Below are 18586 nucleotides of genomic sequence, written 5' to 3'. Positions count from 1 at the left end.
GGTGCAGGGCGGTGGTGAGGGTGTCCCGGTCGCGGGCGACGACGGCGGCGCGCCTCCGGCCGCGGCCGGTGCGGCCGGCCAGGGTCCGGGCGACGTCGGCCGGCCGTGCGCCGCGCCCCGCCGGCGAGTCGAGCCACCGCGCCAGCTCACCGGCGTGGGCCCGCAAACGGCCGTCGGTGGGCGCGTCGAGCAGCACCAGGGCGGGCCGACGGATCCCGGCGGACCGCTGGTCGGCCAAGGGTGGGCGGGCACCCGGCCGGTGCACGGGGCCACCGGCCCCCGGGCCGGGACGCTCGTCCCCGGATGCGGGGCCGCCGGGTTCCCGCACCCCCGCATCGGATCCGCCCGCGGGGCCATCGGCTTCGGGTGCGGCAAGCCGGCGGGTCTCGGCGGACCGCTGGTCGGCCAAGGGTGGGCGGGCACCCGGCCGGTGCACGGGGCCGCCGGCCCCCGGGCCGGGACGCTCGTCCCCGGGCGCGGGGCTGCGGGATTCCCGCGCACCCGCGTCGGATCCGCCCGTGCGGCCATCGGCTCCGCGTGCAGGAACGGTACGGCGAGGGCTGGGGGTGCCGATGGCAGCTGCGTGGCTGTCACCGTCCCCCGGGTTCACGCGGTGCGCCGAGGCCGTCCGCCGTGAGCGCGGGGTCGGCCGCCAGGCTGGGCGCGCGCTCGGCCGCCGTACCCGGGCGGTGTTCGCGGAGCACCACATGCGCGTTCGTCCCGCTGAACCCGAAGGACGACACTCCCGCGGTCGCCGTGCCCGAGTAGCGGGGCCACGGTTCGGGGGCGGTGAGGACGCGCAGGCGCAGGGCGTCCAGGTCCAGGTGCGGGTTGGGTTCGGCGAAGTGCAGCTGGCCGGGGAGTTCGTCGTGGTGGAGGGCGAGGACGGTCTTGATGAGTCCGGCGATGCCCGCTGCCGCCTCCAGGTGGCCGATGTTGGTCTTCACCGAGCCGAGCAGCAGGGGCTGTTCGGCGGAGCGGCCCTGTCCGAGCACCGCGCCCAGCGCCCCGGCCTCGACGGGGTCGCCGAGAGGGGTGCCGGTGCCGTGGGCCTCGACGTAGTCCAGTTGCCGGCCGTCGGCGCCGTGGGCGTGGGCCAGCAGGTCGCGCTGGGCGGCGGCGTTGGGGGCGGTCAGGCCGTTGGAGCGGCCGTCGGAGTTCACCTCGGTGGCGGTGATCACGGCGAGCACGCGGTCGCCGGCCCGTTCGGCTTCGGGGAGGCGCTTGAGGACGACGACCCCGCACCCCTCGCCGCGCACCATCCCGTCGGCCGCCGCGTCGAACGCCTTGCACCGCCCGTCGGCGGACAGCGCGCCCGCCCGCTGGAGTCCGAGCGTCACGGTCGGCGAGAGCAGGACGTTGACGCCGGCGGCGAGCGCCACGTCGCAGGTGCCGTCGGCCAGGGCGCGCACCGCGTGGTCGACGGCGACCAGGGACGACGAGCAGGCGGTGTCGACGGCCAGGCTCGGGCCCCGCAGGTCCAGCGCGTAGGAGACGCGGCCCGCGGCCACGCTGAGGGAGGCGCCGGCCGCCGTCCACGGGGTCACCGACTCCGGCCGTCCGGCGGTGAGATGGGCGTACTCGGTGCCGCTGATCCCGACGAAGACCCCGGTGCGGGTGCCGGCGAGCGATGGCGCGGGGATCGCCGCGTGGTCGAGGGCCTCGCGGGTCACCTCGAGCAGCATCCGCTGCTGCGGGTCGAGGGCCACGGCCTCGTCGGCGGCGATACCGAAGAACTCGGCGTCGAACTCCTCGACGTCGTCCAGGAAACCGCCGTGCCGGCCGAGGTCGGCGGGCAGGACGGAACCGGCCGGCACGAACCGCTCCCAGCGTCCCTCGGGCACGGTGCCGACGGCGTCCCGGCCGTCGGTGAGCAACTGCCAGTACGCGGCTGGGGAGTCGGCCCCGCCCGGGAAGCGGCAGCCGACCCCGACCACGGCGACCGGTGCCCCGGCGGCGGGGGAAGCGGTCGTCGCGGCTCGGGCGGAGGGCACGCCGGCCGGGGGCCGGTCCTCCTGCGCGGTGAGCGCCGCGACCAGCGCCGCCGGGGTCGGTGTCTCCCACAGCAGGGTCGCGGGCAGTTGACGCCCCACGGCCCGGCCGAGGAGCGCGGTGAGGGCGACCGCGTCCCGTGAGGTGAGTCCGTGCTCGGCGAAGGGCCGGTCGTCGGTCACGTCCTCGGGGCGCACGCCGTACCACTCGCCGAGCCGTGCGACCAGCACCTCTCGTACGAGCCGCGCCGTGGCGCTCACAGCGCCTCCGCCCGCAGCGCGCCGGAGAGCAGGCGTTCCCGGCAGGCGGCCCTGGCCACCTTGCCGCTGGAGGTGCGCGGCACCATACCCGCCTCGACCAGCACCAGCTCCGCCAGCCGCAGTCCGTGCCGCGCAGCGACCGCGGCCCGGGCGCGGGCCAGGCTCTCGCGGGTCTGCGCCCCGTCGGCCGCCGTGCCCCGCCGGACCTCGGCCACCACCACGAGGTCCTCCGGGCCGTCCTCGTCGCGCGGGACGGTGAAGGCGGCCAGCCGGTCCCGGCGCACCACGTCCAGCGCCGCCTGCACGGTCTCCTCGACGTCCTGCGGGTAGTGGTTGCGGCCGTCCACGACGATCAGGTCCTTCAGCCGCCCGGTCACCAGCAGCCTCCCGTCGTGCAGCGCGCCCAGGTCGCCCGTGTGCAGCCAGCCGTCGCGGAAGGTCTCGGCGCTGCGCTCGGACTGCTTCCAGTAGCCAGTGCCCACGTTCGGACCGCGCACCTGGATCTCGCCGACCCGTCCCTCGTCCAGCACGGTGCCCGACTCCGGGTCGGCGACGCGCACCTCCTGGCCGACCGGCCGGCCGCACGTGGTGAGCCGTGCCGTGCCGCCGGCCCGGACCTCCACCCGGCCCTCCGCCAGGGCCCCGGCGTCGCACTCCAGGGTCAGCGGCGGCTCGTCGCGGCGGTCGGCGGTGACGAACACGGTGGCCTCGGCGAGTCCGTAGGCCGGGCACAGGGCCTCGGCGGCGAGACCGGCCGGGCCGAACGCGTCGAGGAACCGCTCCAGGGTGGCGGGCCGCACCGGCTCGCTTCCGTTGAGCAGCGCCGCCACCCGGTCGAGCCGCAGACCGGCCGCCTCGTCGGCGCCGACGCGCGTGACGCAGTAGTCGTACGCGAAGTTGGGTGCGGCGCTGACCGTGCCCGGGTATCTGCCGAGCAGACGCAGCCAGCGCACGGGGCGTTCCAGGAACGCCACCGGGTCGAGGAGGACGGAGGCGAACCCGGCGTGGACGGGGGCGGCGACGCTCAGCACCAGGCCCATGTCGTGGAAGAGCGGCAGCCAGCCGACGGTGGTGTTGCGTCCGGGGGCGGCGTCGAAGGCGGCGACGGCCTGCCGGGCGTTGGCGACGACGTTGGCGTGGGTCACCATCACCCCGGCCGGGCTGCGGGTGGAGCCCGAGGTGTACTGCAGGTAGGCGACGTCGTCGGGGGCGGGGCGGGGCAGCTCCGTGGCGGGCGGGCCCTGCGGCAGCGTGTCCACGGCCGTCACGGGCAGGCGCCCGCCGGTCACCCGTTCCACCTGCTCCCGCGACGGCCCGTCGGTGAGCACGTGGGCCGGTTCGCAGTCGTCGAGCACGGCGGCCAGCCGGCCCCCGTGGCCCGCGAGGTCGGGGGTGAACAGGGGGACGGCGATGACTCCCGCGTACAGGCAGCCGAGGAAGGCCGCAGTGTAGTCGAGGCCCTGCGGCAGCAGCAGCGCCACCCGGTCGCCGGGCCGCGCCGTGCCGTGCAGCAGCCCGGCGACCGCGCGGGCGCGCGCGTCGAGGCCCTGCCAGCTCAGCGTGTGGTGCACGCCGGCCGAGTCCGGTGCGGGGTAGGCGACGTACGTGACGGCGGGCCGGTGGGCGCTGTGCTCCGCCCAGTGCCGCAGCCGGTCGGTCAGCAGCACGGCGGGCTCGGAGGTGTCGGTCATCTCGACTCCACTGTGTTGACGGGCGGTTCTGCCGAGGCCCTAGGTGTGCTGACCGGGCAGGTTGGTGACGCGGCTGGCTGGTGGGTGGCCGCCGATGCCGGTGTGGGGGCGGTGGTAGTTGTACCAGTGCAGCCAGTCGGTGAACGCTTCCCTGCGCTCGTGGTCTGAGGTGTAGGGCCGCTGGTAGGCCCATTCGTCGAGCAGGGTGCGGTGGAAGCGTTCGACCTTGCCGTTGGTCTGGGGCCGCCAAGGCCTGGTCCAGCGGGGGCTGATGCCCAGGTCGCGGCAGGTGTCACGCCAGGTGTTCTTGCTGTAGGCCCAGGCGTTGTCGGTCAGGACCCGCTCGATGCGGATGCCCAGCGATGCGAAGTAGGCCGTGGCCCGGACGAGGAAAGCTGCGCAGGTCGGGGCGGTCTCGTCGGGCAGGTCCTCGGTGTAGGCGATCCGGCTGTGGTCGTCGAGGGCGGTATGCAGGTAGGCCCAGCCGGCGCCGTTGGTCCGGCTGCGGTGGCCGTCGGCCCGGCCGAGGGTCTTGTGGCCGCCGCCGTCGGGGATCCTGCCGAGCTTCTTGACGTCGATGTGGACCAGTTCGCCGGGTCGGGCGCGTTCGTAGCGGCGGACGGGTTCGCCGGTGGCCCGGTCCAGGGCCCTCAGAGGCGGCTGGCCGTGCCGCTGGAGGATGCGGTGGGCGGTGGAGGCCGCGATGTGGCACCGGACGGCCAGCCGCAGCGGGCCGATGCGGTGTTCGCGCCGGAGCCGGAGGACTTCCGTCTCGGTCTCGGCCGGCGTCCTGCGGGGCTGGTGGTGGGGCCGGCTGGAGCGGTCGTTCATTCCGGCGACGCCGAGCTGGCGGTAGCGGGTGGCCCAGCGGGCGGCGGTGGTGTGGCTGACCTGGAAACGCTCGGCAGCCCGGCGCAGCGGCCAGCCGTCGTCGACGACACAGCGGGCCAGGCGAAGACGCCCGGTCTCGGTCAGCGGGGCATTACGGTGGGGCACGAGGGCCTCCTCGGAGCGGTGCAGATGTCGCAATCCACACCGAACCCGGAGGCCCTCACCCGTTCAAGAACCCAGCACGCGTGTCACCAACGTCCCCGGACAACACACCTAGGTTCCGCTTCCGTGCGGCGGTGGCAGAAGACCGGACGTTGACAGACCGTCCAACAGCGACTGTCAGCGCGGTGACAACACCCGCCCCGCCAATCAACGGCTCGCACAGCAGTGCCGGGAGCACCCGCCCCCGCACAATCCGTGGGACGCATCCGGCGGGAAGGGCGAGGTCATGCATCGTGGAAGGCTGTCGGCGGTACTGGTCCTGGTGGCCCTGACCGGCTTTCTGACCACGCTGGACAACACGGTCATCAACGTGGCGCTGCCCACCGTCCAGAAGGAGCTGGGGCTGGACGTCGCGGACCTGGAGTGGGTCGCGGCGAGCTACGTCCTGTCGTTCGGGACGCTGCTCCTGGCCGGCGGGCGGGTCGCCGACCTCGCCGGGCGGCGCGCCGTCATGGCCGTCGGCGTCGTGGTGTTCACCGTGTCCTCGTGCGCCGCCGCCCTGGCGGACAGCGGTACGGCACTGATGGCGGCCCGGGCCGTGCAGGGCGCCGGGGCCGCGCTGGTCGTGCCCGCGTCCCTGGCGGTCGTCGCCAGGGATCTGCCGCCCCGGCGCCGCGCGACCGCCATCGGGCTGTGGACGGCGTCCCTGGCGCTGGCCCTGGCGCTCGGACCGGTCATCGGCGGGTTCGTCTCCACCCGGACCGGCATGGCGTCGGGCCTGGTGAGCGCGGCACGGGAGATCAGCGGGGTGTTCGGCGTGGTCCTGGTCGGCATCGTGCTCACCCGTACCGAACGGGACGCGCTGGCGGACGGGGTGGCCCCGCACACCGCGTTCCTCGACGGCTACGACACGGGACTGCGGCTGGCCGCCGGCTGCGTCCTGCTCGGCGCGGTGGTCAGTGTGGTGGCGCTGCGGCGTCCTGGCCGTCACCGTCGCGGAGCAGCGTGACGAAGCCGTCGGGGCCGCGTACGGCGAGGAGGCCGGTGCGCAGCCAGCTGCCCGCCGTGCGCCCGGGGTGGTCGCCGATCTGCGGTCCGCGCAGCAGGAGTTCGCCCGCGTGACCGGGCAGCACGTCCACGTCGGGGAAGCCCTCGACGGCGATCCGCGCCCGGGTGCGCGGCACCGTCAGCCCGGCGGTGCCCGGACGGGCGTCCGCGGTCGGCGGGTTGGCCAGGGCGACTCCGGCGGCGGCCGCGGGGCCGTACGCCTCGACGACCCGGGCGTCCAGCGCCGCCCGTAACCGCTCGCCGGTCGCGGCGTCCAGCGGCGCCGTGACGACGGGGCGCACGGTGGCCAGGGCGAGGCGAGGATCTCGTCGGTGGCCGCGACCAGGGCCCCCAGACGGGGGTCGTCGAACCGCGGTGACTCGGCCGCCGCGGCCCGCTTGTGGTGCTCCGGCACTCCGGCGGCCGTGGCCATGGGGCTGTGCAGGGACCATTCGTAGACGCACCCCTGCCGCCAGGCCACCCTCAGGATGACGAGTTCCTTCTCCGCCGCCGGGAGGCGGCCCTTGAGGAGGATCTGGGAGAGGAAGACGGCGTGTGCGGGGAAGATGCCGCGCAGCCGGGCCAGGGTGCGGAAGACGTTGTGGTCGCGCGGGACCCGGGCGCGGCGGCGGATCAGCCGCAGCACCAGACGCGCCGTCGGTCCGAGCGACCGGGGCGCCGCGGGTTCGACCCGGGCCCGGGGCAGGTGGTGCCAGTCCCCGGGCGGCAGGTCGTCGAGCACGGGGTGTTCGGTCACAGCCATCGTCCTTTCGCCAGGACGGAGATCGCGGCCGGACCGGCGGACGTGCGGTGCTTCCCTGTGCCGACCCGCTGACGTGTGCCGTGCGCTGCCCGGAATGTAGGGCACCCGTACGCACCGGTCAATGGGGCCGGATCAGTCCTCCGGCACCGGCCGGCGGCGGCCCGCACGCATCGCGAACAGCACCGCCGAGCCGCCGAACAGCGCCGCCGTGATCAGCAGCCAGCGGGCCGCGAAGCCGTCGGCGGAGAGGGCGGTGACGGCCGCGTACCGCTCCGACACCCGCCCGGAGATCAGCGGGAACCAGACGAGGAGCAGCAGTCCGGAGAGGGCGGCCGGCACGCGGACGTGGTTCACCCAGGCCGTGCGTCCGGCCGTGACGGTGATCAGGGCGCGGTCGGCCGCCGCGTACAGCGGCAGCAGCACCAGGTCGTGGACCAGCGCCACGCCCACGAACCACACGGTGATCATCAGCCACTCGCCGTCGAGCAGCCGCACGCCCGCGTACGCGCACAGGGCGAACGAGCACAGCAGCACCAGCAGGTGGAAGGGGCTGCCCAGCACGGGCCGCGGAATCCGCCGGGTCACGGGAACGCTCCTCACAGTTCGCCGAAGGTCAGCCGCGTGACCCACTTGGTGTTGAGCACGCCGGGCGCGGCCGGGACGATGACGCGGGCCGGATGGCCGTGGTCCGGCGTCAGGTCCGCTCCGTTGACGGACAGGGCCAGCAGGGAGCGCTCGTCGGCGACCTGACCGGCGCTCAGTGCCGCGTGCCGCCAGGTGCCGCGCGGTTGCAGCGACTCCACGAACACGTCGGCCGGTTCGTCGTGGCCCACCAGCGCGGCGAGGTCCCGCAGCCGGACGCCCCGCCACGCCTGGTCGGAGGTGGACCAGCCCTCGACGCAGGCGATGGGCAGATCGGCGTCGTGCTGGTCCATGGCGAGCAGGTCGGCCCTGCTCAGCCGTACGGTGCCGGTGCGGCCGGTGACAGTCAGCCGCCAGGTCTCCTCGGTGGTGTCGTCGGGGCGGATCCCGGCGTACTCGGCCGTCTTGTTGACCTGGAAGGCGCCGGGACCGCTGCCCGGTTCGGGCCCGCCGTGCGGGGTGAGGACGGCGGTCTGGCGCAGCGGTCCGTCGAAGCTGCGCCCGGCGGAGGTGGCGACCAGCAGCAGTGAGCCCCCGCCGACGAGGCCGAGCGCGCCGCGCCGGGACACGGTCGGCGGGGCGGGCCGCGCGGCGGTCAGTTCCTCGTCCGGCTCCTCGCCCTCCCCGCTCCGCATGCGCCGCAGGTTCCGGAAGGCGGCCGGCGCCTTGAGGACCACGTGCGCGAGGAACGCCCCGAAGAACACCCACGCGCCGTAGAAGTGCAGCGGGTAGAACGAGCCCGGGAAGACGTAGTCCAGCTGGATGTTGAGGATGCCGGTGACGAACTCGAACAGCGCGCCGCCGACCAGCAGGATCAGCGAGATCCGCTCCAGGGCGTGGGTGACGGAGCGGGCCGGCGGCAGGGTGAACAGCTTCGGCACGACCGACCACAGCTTGGCCAGCAGCACCGGTACGAGCCCCAGGCCGAGGGTGACGTGGACGCCCTGGGTGAGCCGGTAGAGCCACGGCGGGTCGGTGGGCCAGGAGAACAGGTAGAAGCCGAGGATCCCCTTGCCGGGGGTGCGGTCGTTCACCGGCGACAGGTCCGGGTTGTACGCCGCGTACGACACCAGGCCCGTCACGAACAGGATCGTGATGCCGGCGAGCAGCACCACGCCGAGCACCGAGGTGAACCAGGTGCCGCGCAGCGGACTGCGCCAGAAGCCGGGCGAGAAGGGGCCGCGCGGGAGGCGGCCGGGGAGGGAGGACCGTGCCATGTGCCGACGGTAGGTCGGCGCGGTGCCCGGAGGGGGCCCGCAACCGGTGACGAAACGCTGACGTCGCCGCTCGTCAGCCGCTTGCCGCAGGCCGGGGGGCCTAGCGTGTGACGTCGTGAAGCGCACTCCTGACCGCACGGACCTCCACGGCCCGCGTGTCCGCCCCGGCGGCACGGCGGCCGACGCCTGCGCCGTGGCCGCCGCCGCGCTGCTGGTCCTGGCCGCCGCCCTGATCGGCACGCACCTGCAGAACCGCTACGGCGTCCTCCGCGTCGGATGGCCGCCCCTCGTGGGCGAGTGGATGCCGCACGCCGGCCCGGGCACCCCGGCCGCGCTCGTGGTCGCCGTCGCGGTCGTGGCGTACGGTCCTTCGCTCGCGGCCCGGCTGCCGTGGCGGCCGCTGCTGCTCGCCGTGTGGGGCGGGGCGCTCGCCTGGGCGTGGTCGCTGGCCCTGGTCGACGGCTGGCAGCGGGGCGTCGCCGGACGGCTGACCACCCGCCACGAGTACCTCCAGGTGATCGACCGGTTCCACGACATCCCGGCGACCCTGCGGGACTTCCACGCGCACATCCTCATCGACGCCCCCGACAACTGGCCGGCGCACGTGGCCGGACACCCGCCGGGCGCCACCCTCACCTTCGTGCTGCTGGACCGGATCGGGCTGGGCGGCGGGGCGTGGGCCGGGGCGTTCGTCATCACCGTCGGCAGCACGGCGGCCGTCGCCGTCCTGGTCACGGTGCGGCGGCTGGCGGGCGAGGACCTCGCGCGCCGGGCGGCGCCCTTCCTCGTCCTGGTTCCCGCCGCGATCTGGACGGGCACCTCCGCCGACGGCTGGTTCGCGGCGGTCGCCGCCTGGGCGCTCGCTCTGCTGTCCCTCGCCGTCACCGGCCGCCGCCCGGCGTGGACGGGCCTCGGCGCCGGGCTGCTGTTCGGACTGACGGTGTACCTGTCGTACGGGCTCACCCTGATGGCGGTGACCGCGGCCGCCGTCCTGCTGCTGGGCACGCGGCGGCTGCGGGTGCTCCCGTTCGTGGCCGCCGGGTTCCTGGTGGCGCCGGCCGTGTTCACGGCGCTCGGCTTCGACTGGTGGGAGGCGTACCGGCTGCTGGTGACCCGCTACTACCAGGGCGCGGGCGGTGTCCGCCCGTACGGCTACTGGGTGTGGGCGAACCTGGCGTGCACGGTGCTGATGGTGGGCCCCGCGACGGTGGCGGGGCTGCGCCGGGGCGGCGCGGAGCTGTGGAGGTCCGGCCGTGCGGCCGTCCCGCGGGATCCGGCGGCCCGGCTCGCGCTGCTGGTGGGGTCCGCGCTGCTGGCGCTGCTGGTCGCGGACCTGTCCGGGATGAGCAAGGCGGAGACGGAGCGGATCTGGCTGCCGTTCGCCGTGTGGCTGCTGCCTGCCTGTTCCTTCCTGCCCGGTCCGCGCGGCTGGCTGGCCGGGCAGGCGGCCCTGGCCCTGCTCCTCAACCACCTGGTGCTGACGGGGTGGTGAGGAGCAGGGCCGCCGGTCAGGACCCGGCGGGACGCAGGGTCAGCGAGATGCTGTTGATGCAGTACCGCTGGTCCGTGGGCGTCGGGTAGCCCTCGCCCTCGAAGACGTGTCCGAGGTGCGAGCCGCAGCGGGCACAGCGCACCTCGGTGCGCACCATGCCGTGCGAGCGGTCGGCGATCAGCTCGACGGCGTCGGTGTCCTTCGGGTCGAAGAAGGACGGCCAGCCGCAGTGCGACTCGAACTTGGTGTCCGAGGTGAACAGCTCCGCGCCGCAGGCACGGCAGGCGTAGACGCCCTCGGTCTTGGTGTCGGTGTACTCACCGGTGAAGGCCGGTTCGGTCGCCGCCTGGCGCAGAACCGCGTACTCGGACGGCGACAGCTCCGCGCGCCACTGCTCGTCCGGCTTCTCCACGTCGTACGGCATGAGGTTCCAGCCCCTTAGTTCGACAGACGGTCCAGGATGCGCGGGCCGAGGTCGGTGACGTCGCCCGCTCCCATGGTGAGAACCAGATCGCCTGCCCTGGCCATTCCCGCGACCGCCGCGGGGACCTCCGCCGTGTCGTGGACGGCCGTCACGTCCGCGCCGGCGGCACGGGCCGCCTCGATGATCAGCTCGCTGGTGACGCCGGGGATCGGGTCCTCACGGGCCGGGTAGATGTCGAGCACCAGCGAGGCGTCGGCGAGGGCGAGGGCGTGGCCCATCTCCTTGCCCAGCTCGCGGGTGCGGGAGAACAGGTGGGGCTGGAAGACGACCAGGATGCGGGCGTCCCCCGCGGCGGAGCGCATCGCCTCGAGGTCCGCGGTCATCTCGGTGGGGTGGTGCGCGTAGGAGTCGATCACCTGGACGCCGGCCGCCTCGCCCTTGAGCTGCAGGCGGCGCTTGACGCCGGTGTACGAGGCCAGCGCGGGCGCCAGCTCGGCGGCCGGGACGCCCAGCGCGACGCCGGCGGCGAGGGCGGCGACCGCGTTGTGCGCGTAGTGCCTGCCGGGGACCGACACGGTGAAGGTGAGCGGGGCGCCGTCCAGCTCGACGGTCACCTCGCTCTTCAGGCCCTGCGGGACGACCGACAGGACCTTCACGTCGGCGTCCGCGGACTCGCCGTACGTCACGGTCCGCACGGAGCCGTCCAGACGGCGGGTCAGCTCGCGGGCGCCCTCGTGGTCGGCGGAGATCACCAGGGTGCCGCCGGGGACGATCCGGCCGACGAACGTCTCGAAGGACGCGTGGATCTCCTCCATCGACGCGTAGTTCGCGTGGTGGTCCAGCTCCACGTTGAGGATGATCGCGACCTCGGGCGCGTACTTGTGGAAGCTGCGGTCGGACTCGTCGGCCTCGGCGACGAAGATCTCGCCCGCGCCGTGCAGCGCGTTGGAGCCGGGGGCGTCGAGGTCGCCGCCGATGGCGTACGACGGCTCGCGGCCCAGCGCCGTAAGGGCGACCGCCAGCATCGAGGTGGTGGTGGTCTTGCCGTGGGTGCCGGCCACCGCGATGGGACGCAGGCCGTCCATCAGGGCGGCGAGGGCGTCGGAGCGGTGCACCACGGGGATGCCCAGCTCGGCGGCGCGCAGCAGCTCCGGGTTGTCCTCGCGGATCGCGGAGGAGACCACGACGCAGCTGGCGTCGTCGGCGAGGTGGGCCGCGGCGTGCCCGATGTGCACGGTGACGCCGAGGGCGCGCAGGGCCTCGGCGGTCGCCGAGTCCTTGGCGTCGCTGCCGGCCACCTTCGCGCCGCGCTGGGCGAGGATCTTGGCGATGCCCGACATCCCGGCGCCGCCGATGCCGATGAAGTGCGGTCGGTCCATGGCGGTAGGAAGGCCGGGTGCCATGCGTGTTCTCCCAGTGGTGCGACGAGCGGGACGACGGTCTTCGCGCCCTCGCGTGCCGAGCCGGGAGAGCGCGGCCCCAGCCTATGCCTTGCTGTGGGAGAAGAGTTTCAGCACCGGCACCCCGACCTTGTGGCGGGCCCGGGAGGCCCAGTCGCGGTGGAAGAACTCCTCCACGTAGTGCGGGTCGGTCAGGACGATCACCTCGTCCGCGCCGACCTCCTCGACGAGCTTCCTCAGCGCGTCCAGCGGGTGGTCCTCGACGAGCCGGCCCTCGGCGGTGTCGCCGGTCGTGCGCAGCGCCTTCAGGGACACCTCGAGCGCCCGCTCCCCCATGCTCCGGGCCTCCTCGCCCTCGGGGGTCTCGCCCTCGCGCACGGCGTCGTCGAGCTCGCCGAGCGCGACGTCGTCGATGGCTCTCAGCAGCCGGTCGGCCTGTTCGCCGCGTGGCTGGAGCAGGACGTGGAAGGCGACCGGCTCGTCGCCGTGCAGGGTGGTGACGAACTCCACGTCGGCCGACGTCAGGGCTTTCTCGATCATCAGTACGCTTGTGAACACCAGGCGCCCCTTACTCCTCGGAGGGCCCGCGGACCCTCGCTGCTCCGTGGGCCGAGCCAGGCCCCCGCGGAGATCATCCTTCCCCGTGCGGGCGCGAGTACGGCCGGATTCAGTCTCGCCCGTCACCGCGCGCGACGGGCGGACGGTTCCGCCGATCGCCGGACCGGCGGCGGCTTCGCTGGTCGTACCGGTCGTCCTCCCTCCGGGGGTGTCGCCTGCGGCCGGGCCGGTCAGGCCCGCCGGTAGCGCGTGAACAGGAATCCGTCCTCCTCCACCATCGACGACAGCGTGAACCGACGCGGAAGTGTCACTGAGGGTCCACCAGCGATGCGCTGAGCGTCACCCGCCGTGAGCATGGGCGAGATGGTGAGGCAGAGCTCGTCCAGCACGTCGGCGGCGATCAGCTGGCCGAGCAGCCGGGGCCCGCCCTCGGTCAGCAGGCGGGTGTACCCCAGCTCGGCGAGCGCGTGCACGGCCCGGCCGGGGTCCACCCCGGCGCCCTCCCCGGCGACGACCACGCGGGCGCCCGACTTTCCGGCCGCGGCCACGCGCTCCGGGTCGGCGCCGGCGCCGGTGAGGACGAGTGTGGGCACCAGCGGGGAGGTGAACAGGGGGAGGGAGAAGTCGAGGTCCAGGCTCGCCGAGACCACCGCGATCGCGGGCGCCGGGCCCTGTCCCGCGGCTTCACGGGCGGCCGCGAACTCGGCGCGGGCGCGGGCCGGGCGGTAGCCCTCCTGCCGAACCGTTTCCGCACCGACCAGGACCACGTCCGCGAGGGCCCGCAGCACACCGAAGACCCGCATGTCGGCGGGGCAGGAGATGGGCTGCGAGCGGCCCTCGTGCTGGGCGGCGCCGTCGAGGGTGGAGACCATGTTGCCGCGCAGCCAGGGCACGGGGCCCTCGGGACCGGGCTCCGGGTAGGCGTAGGCGGCGGCCAGCTCGGCCAGGCTCCACTCCCGGCCGGCCGCCCCTTCGGCGGCTGCCGTCTCGTCTGTCACGTCGGTCACGGGGAACAGGCGTCGCATGTCAGGCAGTCTTCCACGCCCCGTACGATGGGGGACCGTGTCGTCCTCCGCAGCCTCCCGTCCCGGTCCCATAGCCGACGTGGCCCCGCTCTCGCTGTGCGCCCGCGAGCCGCACGTCCCCGCCGACCGGCTCGTCGCCGAGATGGTGCCGCCGCCGCGGTTCGACGCCGTCCGCTTCGGTACGTACATCCCCGACCCGAACCAGCCGAGCCAGACCGAGGCCGTGCGCGTCCTCGAGGGCTTCGCGGCGGGTCTCGACGGGGGCGGGGACTCGGGCCGGCGCCGGCTGTTCGGCTTCGGCAAGGCGCAGAAGAAGGCCCCGTCCGGGCCGCGCGGCGTCTACCTGGACGGCGGCTACGGCGTCGGCAAGACGCACCTGCTGGCCTCCCTGTGGCACGCCACCCCGGCCGAGCCGGCGCTCAAGGCGTTCGGCACGTTCGTGGAGCTCACCAACCTGGTGGGCGCGCTCGGCTTCCAGCAGACGGTGAAGACGCTCTCCGGGCACCGACTGCTGTGCATCGACGAGTTCGAGCTGGACGACCCGGGCGACACCGTGCTGGTGTCCACCCTGCTCGGCAAGCTGGTCGAGGCGGGCGTCGCGCTCGCCGCCACCTCCAACACGCTGCCGGGCAAGCTCGGCGAGGGCCGGTTCGCGGCGGCGGACTTCCTGCGGGAGATCCAGGGCCTGTCGGCGCACTTCCGCGCCCTGCGGATCGACGGCGAGGACTACCGGCACCGGGGCCTGCCGGAGGCGCCGCCGCCGTACTCCGACGACGTGGTGACCCGGGTGGCCCACGCCACCGAGGGCGCGTCGCTGGACGCCTTCCCCGACCTGCTGGACCACCTCGCGCGGGTGCACCCGAGCCGTTACGGCGCCCTCACCGACGGCATCGGCGCGGTGTGCCTGACCGGGGTGCGGCCGGTGCCGGACCAGTCGACCGCGCTGCGGCTCGTGGTCCTCGCGGACCGGCTCTACGACCGTGAGGTGCCGGTGCTCGCGTCGGGGCTGCCGTTCGACCAGCTGTTCAGCGAGGAGATGCTGAAGGGCGGCTACCGCAAGAAGTACTTCCGCGCGATCTCCCGTCTCACCGCCCTGGCCAGGGACGCCAAGAAGCTCGCCGACACCGTCTGACCGGGCGGCACCACCCGGCCGCGCGCACGTTCGACACTCGAACGGCGCATGGGCGGTCACGGAAGTGATCCCGCCATCCCACGTGTTCTTTTCGGGCTGAGTGCGGCGTGGCCCTCCGATGGGACGGTGCGAAGGGCCACGCAGGGTTACCGTGTTCTTGACCAACCGTTGACCTTGCGCGGACCTGCGACACCCGGTGCGAACCACCGTGTCAGGTACGCGTGTTACGAGGTCGGGCGACCGACGGCCGCACCCCGGCCCTTGCCGTCGCTTTACCTCGGCCAGCCCGTCCCGCGCCTCTCACGTCGTATCCGCGGATACGGTCCGTCACAATGCGGGCCAGTGATCAGCGGGGCCGGTCCTCGTCGTGCCCGTCCGACGCGTCCCCACACGCGCCAGGAGGAACAGATGCACCGCCCTTCCGCCGCCCACCCCCGCTCGTCCGGCCGACACCCCGAACCGTCCGTCCGCCGCGCCGGAACACCCTCAGGTGTCCGCACCCCCGCCGCCGCACCGCCCCCCGCCGACACCCAGCGCCGCGCCCGCCGCGCGTGCCGGACCCGGTGAGGGCACGCGTGCGCCGCTTCCCCCATCTGCGGCAGGACGTCGCCGCCTCGCTCGTCGTGTTCCTCGTCGCCCTCCCGCTCTGCGTCGGCGTCGCCGTCGCCTCCGGGGTTCCCGCCGAACTCGGCCTCGTCACCGGCATCGTGGGCGGTCTGGTCACCGGCCTGCTGCCGGGCAGCAGCCTCCAGGTGTCCGGCCCGGCCGCCGGACTCACCGTGCTGGTCTACCAGGCCGTGGACTCCTACGGGCTGCCCGCGCTCGGCGTGATCGTGCTCGCCGCCGGGTTGCTCCAGCTCGCCATGGGGGCGCTGCGGCTCGGCCGCTGGTTCCGGGCAATGTCGTTGTCGGTGATCGAGGGCATGCTGGCCGGCATCGGCCTGGTCCTCATCGCGGGCCAGCTCTACTCCGCCGCCGGGCTCGAGGCGCCCGCCGGGGGCCTCGACAAGCTCCTCGGGCTGCCCGGGGCCGCCGCGGACGCGCTCGCCGGCCGGGAGGCGCTCGCCTCGCTGGCGGTCGGCGCGGGCACGGTCGTGGTGATGGTGCTGTGGCGGCGGCTGCCGGGACCGGCCGGGGCCGTGCCGGGCGCGCTCGCCGCGGTGCTGCTCGCGACGGCGGTCACGGCGGCGTTCGCCGTGCCGGTCGCCACGGTGGAGGTGCGGGGGCTGTTCGAGTCCGTGCAGCCGCCCGGCACGGACACCTTCGCCGTCCTCACGGACGTGGGCGTGCTCGGCACGATCGTCGCGTTCGCCCTCATCGCCTCCGCGGAGAGCCTGTTCAGCGCGGCGGCGGTGGACCGGCTGCACACCGGTCCGCGCACCCGCTACAACCGCGAGCTGATGGCCCAGGGCGCGGGCAACACGGTCTGCGGGCTGCTCGGCGCGCTGCCCATGACCGCGGTCATCGTGCGCAGCTCGGCCAACGTCCAGGCGGGCGCGAGGACCAAGGCGTCCCGGGTGCTGCACGGGGTGTGGCTGCTGCTGTTCGCCGCGCTGCTGCCGTCCGCGCTCGCACTGATCCCGCTGCCCGCGCTGGCGGGCATCCTGATCCACGCCGGCTGGAAGCTGATCCCGTTCCGGGGGCTGGTCACGCTGTGGCGCGGCCAGCGGGGCGAGGCGCTGATCCTGGTCGTCACGGCCGTGTCGATCGTCGTGGTGAACATGTTCGAGGGCGTGCTGATCGGGCTGGCGCTGTCGGTGGTGAAGACGGCCTGGGAGTCCTCGAAGGTCAAGCTGGAGGTGACGGACAAGGGCGCGGGCCCGGTCCAGGTGCACCTCTCCGGCAACGCGACGTTCCTGCGCCTGCCGAAGATCCTGGACACCCTGGAGTCCCTGCCGCAGGACCGCCCGGTCGAACTGGACCTCACGGCCCTCCACCACCTGGACCACGCCTGCAGCACGGCACTGAGCCACTGGGCGGAACGCCACAGCGGGACGGACACACCGCCGGTGCGGCTGACGACACGGTGAGGGCGCGTTCCGGGTGGGTGAGGTCCTGGGCGGGCGCTGAGCACGTGCCCGTCCCGCGGGCGGGCGGCCGGTGGCCCCCGGCCCGCCGGGCCGCCCGGTGGGCCGGACCCCAAAACCCCGGTCGGCCCGGCGGTCGGTCGTGCGGCTCGGAGCCACGGGACGGTGCGTCCGGGCCCCGAACGCCCGACGAGCACGTCAGCCCCCGGGGCCTGCTCGCGCGGCCGGCCCGGCCCGGTGACGGGGCGTAGGGCGTGCGGCTGTCACGGCGGCTCCGGGGCCGGGCCCGGCTCCCGGTGGCACCGGTGCCGGAAGTACCCCGTGGGTCCGAGGGGGCGGGCCCGCCGCGCGGGACACGGGCGGCTCGCGTGGTTCACGGGATCGGCGGCAGGTGATAGACACGGCGGGGTCACAGTTCCTGTCCGCCAGCAGGAAGGTTTCCCCATGTCAGAAAACGGGTCCCCCCACGGCTCCACGGCTACCACCCGACGCCAGATGCTCGCCCGTTCCGGTGCCGTCGGTGTCGGCATCGCCTTCACCGGCGCCCTCTCCGAACTGTTCACGGACAGCGCCGCCGCGCAGAACCTCGGCCACTACGGCTACGGCGACCTCGTCCCCGACCCCGACGGACTGCTCGACCTGCCCAGGGGCTTCCGCTACAAGGTGCTCTCCAAGGAGGGCGACCGGCTCCGCTCCGGCGAGGGTCCCGTCCCCTCCAACCACGACGGCATGGCCGCCTTCGCCGGCCGGCAGGGCCGTACCCACCTGGTCCGCAACCACGAGAACCGCAGCGACGGCACGGTCCCGGTCCCGGTGATCGACGGCCTGACGTACGACCCGGAGGGCAAGGGCGGGTGTACCGCGCTCACCCTCGACCGGAGCGGCCGCGTGGTCGACGAGCGCGTCGCGATCGCCGGTACGGCCGTCAACTGCGCGGGCGGGCCCACTCCGTGGCACACCTGGCTGACCTGCGAGGAGACCGAGGACAAGGCCGGCACCAACGGCTACACCAAGGACCACGGCTTCATCTTCGAGGTCGACGGCGCCGACCCCCGGCGCACGGGCGCCGTGCCGCTGACCGCGATGGGCCGCTTCCAGCACGAGGCGATCGCGGTGGACCCGCAGCGGGGCGTGGTCTACGAGACGGAGGACGCCTTCGAGCACCCCTTCGGCCTCTTCTACCGCTTCCTGCCGAAGAAACCGCTGGGCGGCACCGGCTCGCTGCGCGCGGGCGGCAAGCTCCAGGCGATGCGGGTGCCCGGCGTGCCGGACCTGTCGTCCATCCAGGAGATCGGCGCCCGTTTCGACGACGTCGAGTGGGTCGACGTCCCCGACCCGCTGGCCGTCGAGACCCCCATCCGCTTCCAGGACTTCGGCCCGAAGGGCATCACCCACGCGCAGAAGCTGGAAGGCTGCTACTGGGGCGGCCGCTCCGTCTACTTCGTGTCGTCCTTCGCCCATGCCTCGGAGGGTTCGGCCGCCGACCACTACGGCCAGATCTGGCGCTACGACCCGGACCGCCGCCGCCTCACCCTGGTGATCGTCTTCGGTCCGGACACCGACATCCAGCTGCCCGGCGAGTCCCCGGACAACATCTGCCTCGCGCCCAGCGGCGGTCTGATGGTGTGCGAGGACGGCGGCGGCGCCCAGCACGTCTTCGGCGTCACCCGGCGCGGCGAGGTCTACCCGATGGCCCGCAACCGCCAGAACACGGGGACGGCCGAGGAGCCGGAGTGGGGCGAGTTCGCCGGCGTCACGTTCTCCCCGGACGGCCGCACGATGTACGTCAACGTCTACGACCCGGGCACCACGTTCGCCGTGACCGGCCCCTGGCGCCGGTAGCACCGGAGGTTCGGAGGCCGGGAGGGCGGGGTGCGCGACGCGCCCCGCCCTTCCCGCGCGCACGCCGCCGTGAAGCCCCCG

Annotated in this window: 15 protein-coding genes and 1 pseudogene; 5 read left to right on the top strand and 11 right to left on the bottom strand. The window is 74.4% G+C overall.

The window, feature by feature from the left end; all coding sequences use genetic code 11:
* Positions 1 to 590: 590 nt before the first annotated feature.
* The 3 genes from ACQZOG_RS24015 to ACQZOG_RS24005 are packed head-to-tail and all read right to left on the bottom strand — an operon-like array spanning position 591 to position 4939.
* Positions 591 to 2252, bottom strand: coding sequence for a beta-ketoacyl synthase N-terminal-like domain-containing protein (locus ACQZOG_RS24015; RefSeq protein ID WP_430741789.1), 1662 nt, complete (start codon positions 2250 to 2252; stop codon positions 591 to 593).
* Positions 2249 to 3943, bottom strand: coding sequence for a fatty acyl-AMP ligase (locus ACQZOG_RS24010; RefSeq protein WP_430741788.1), 1695 nt, complete (start codon positions 3941 to 3943; stop codon positions 2249 to 2251). Before ACQZOG_RS24010 ends, ACQZOG_RS24015 begins: the two co-directional genes overlap by 4 nt.
* Positions 3944 to 3982: 39 nt before the next feature.
* Positions 3983 to 4939 (bottom strand): IS481 family transposase, encoded by a 957-nt coding sequence (locus ACQZOG_RS24005; protein WP_037638751.1) that lies wholly within the window; start codon positions 4937 to 4939, stop codon positions 3983 to 3985.
* A gap of 283 nt (positions 4940 to 5222) precedes the next feature.
* On the opposite strand from ACQZOG_RS24005, the gene ACQZOG_RS24000 reads away from it, so the two are divergent.
* Positions 5223 to 5945 carry an MFS transporter gene (locus tag ACQZOG_RS24000; RefSeq protein ID WP_430741787.1) on the top strand — a complete coding sequence of 241 codons (723 nt, stop codon included), beginning with the start codon at positions 5223 to 5225 and terminating at the stop codon, positions 5943 to 5945.
* On the opposite strand, the gene ACQZOG_RS23995 is transcribed toward ACQZOG_RS24000, so the two are convergent.
* From ACQZOG_RS23995 to ACQZOG_RS23980, 4 genes and pseudogenes are all read right to left on the bottom strand, one after another.
* A complete protein-coding gene (locus ACQZOG_RS23995; RefSeq protein ID WP_084206969.1) occupies positions 5893 to 6435 on the bottom strand; it encodes an AMP-binding protein in 543 nt (180 codons plus the stop codon). The two genes, ACQZOG_RS24000 and ACQZOG_RS23995, sit on opposite strands and share 53 nt — an antisense overlap.
* Positions 6336 to 6746, bottom strand: a pseudogene (locus tag ACQZOG_RS23990) (carboxymuconolactone decarboxylase family protein); the annotation flags it as partial. The gene ACQZOG_RS23995 and the pseudogene ACQZOG_RS23990, both read right to left, overlap by 100 nt.
* 132 nt (positions 6747 to 6878) lie before the next feature.
* Entirely contained in the window at positions 6879 to 7331 is a 453-nt protein-coding gene (locus ACQZOG_RS23985) for a hypothetical protein (RefSeq protein WP_033274003.1), read from the bottom strand.
* A gap of 11 nt (positions 7332 to 7342) precedes the next feature.
* Positions 7343 to 8605, bottom strand: coding sequence for a molybdopterin-dependent oxidoreductase (locus tag ACQZOG_RS23980; RefSeq protein ID WP_033274004.1), 1263 nt, complete (start codon positions 8603 to 8605; stop codon positions 7343 to 7345).
* 115 nt (positions 8606 to 8720) lie between these two features.
* Between ACQZOG_RS23980 and ACQZOG_RS23975 the strand changes: the two genes are divergently transcribed.
* Positions 8721 to 10097, top strand: coding sequence for a hypothetical protein (locus ACQZOG_RS23975; RefSeq protein ID WP_033274005.1), 1377 nt, complete (start codon positions 8721 to 8723; stop codon positions 10095 to 10097).
* Positions 10098 to 10113: 16 nt separating this feature from the next.
* Here ACQZOG_RS23975 and msrB read toward each other — a convergent pair whose 3' ends face one another.
* The 4 genes from msrB to ACQZOG_RS23955 all read right to left on the bottom strand — a co-directional run bounded on the left by msrB (position 10114) and on the right by ACQZOG_RS23955 (position 13504).
* Positions 10114 to 10521 (bottom strand): peptide-methionine (R)-S-oxide reductase MsrB, encoded by a 408-nt coding sequence (msrB, locus tag ACQZOG_RS23970; protein WP_033274006.1) that lies wholly within the window; start codon positions 10519 to 10521, stop codon positions 10114 to 10116.
* Positions 10522 to 10535: 14 nt separating this feature from the next.
* Entirely contained in the window at positions 10536 to 11924 is a 1389-nt protein-coding gene (murC, locus tag ACQZOG_RS23965) for a UDP-N-acetylmuramate--L-alanine ligase (protein WP_351031835.1), read from the bottom strand.
* 81 nt (positions 11925 to 12005) lie between these two features.
* Positions 12006 to 12479, bottom strand: coding sequence for an indole-3-glycerol phosphate synthase (locus ACQZOG_RS23960; protein WP_193455856.1), 474 nt, complete (start codon positions 12477 to 12479; stop codon positions 12006 to 12008).
* A 230-nt stretch (positions 12480 to 12709) separates the two neighbouring features.
* The gene (locus ACQZOG_RS23955) at positions 12710 to 13504 is read right to left on the bottom strand and encodes a pyrimidine reductase family protein (protein WP_058917180.1); all 795 of its coding nucleotides are present in this window, start codon (positions 13502 to 13504) and stop codon (positions 12710 to 12712) included.
* Between ACQZOG_RS23955 and zapE the strand changes: the two genes are divergently transcribed.
* From zapE to ACQZOG_RS23940, 3 genes are all read left to right on the top strand, one after another.
* The gene (zapE, locus tag ACQZOG_RS23950; protein WP_051724430.1) at positions 13503 to 14636 is read left to right on the top strand and encodes a cell division protein ZapE; all 1134 of its coding nucleotides are present in this window, start codon (positions 13503 to 13505) and stop codon (positions 14634 to 14636) included. The genes ACQZOG_RS23955 and zapE overlap by 2 nt on opposite strands.
* A gap of 575 nt (positions 14637 to 15211) precedes the next feature.
* Positions 15212 to 16666, top strand: coding sequence for a SulP family inorganic anion transporter (locus ACQZOG_RS23945; RefSeq protein WP_106963342.1), 1455 nt, complete (start codon positions 15212 to 15214; stop codon positions 16664 to 16666).
* Positions 16667 to 17107: 441 nt separating this feature from the next.
* Positions 17108 to 18505 carry a PhoX family protein gene (locus ACQZOG_RS23940; RefSeq protein ID WP_033274012.1) on the top strand — a complete coding sequence of 466 codons (1398 nt, stop codon included), beginning with the start codon at positions 17108 to 17110 and terminating at the stop codon, positions 18503 to 18505.
* The last annotated feature ends 81 nt before the right edge of the window (positions 18506 to 18586 follow it).

This window comes from Streptomyces sp. P13-3-3 (assembly GCF_050571355.1).
GTDB lineage: Bacteria > Actinomycetota > Actinomycetes > Streptomycetales > Streptomycetaceae > Streptomyces > Streptomyces althioticus.
Note: the sequence above shows the minus strand (reverse complement) of the source record. Positions and strands in the feature narration are given on the sequence as shown.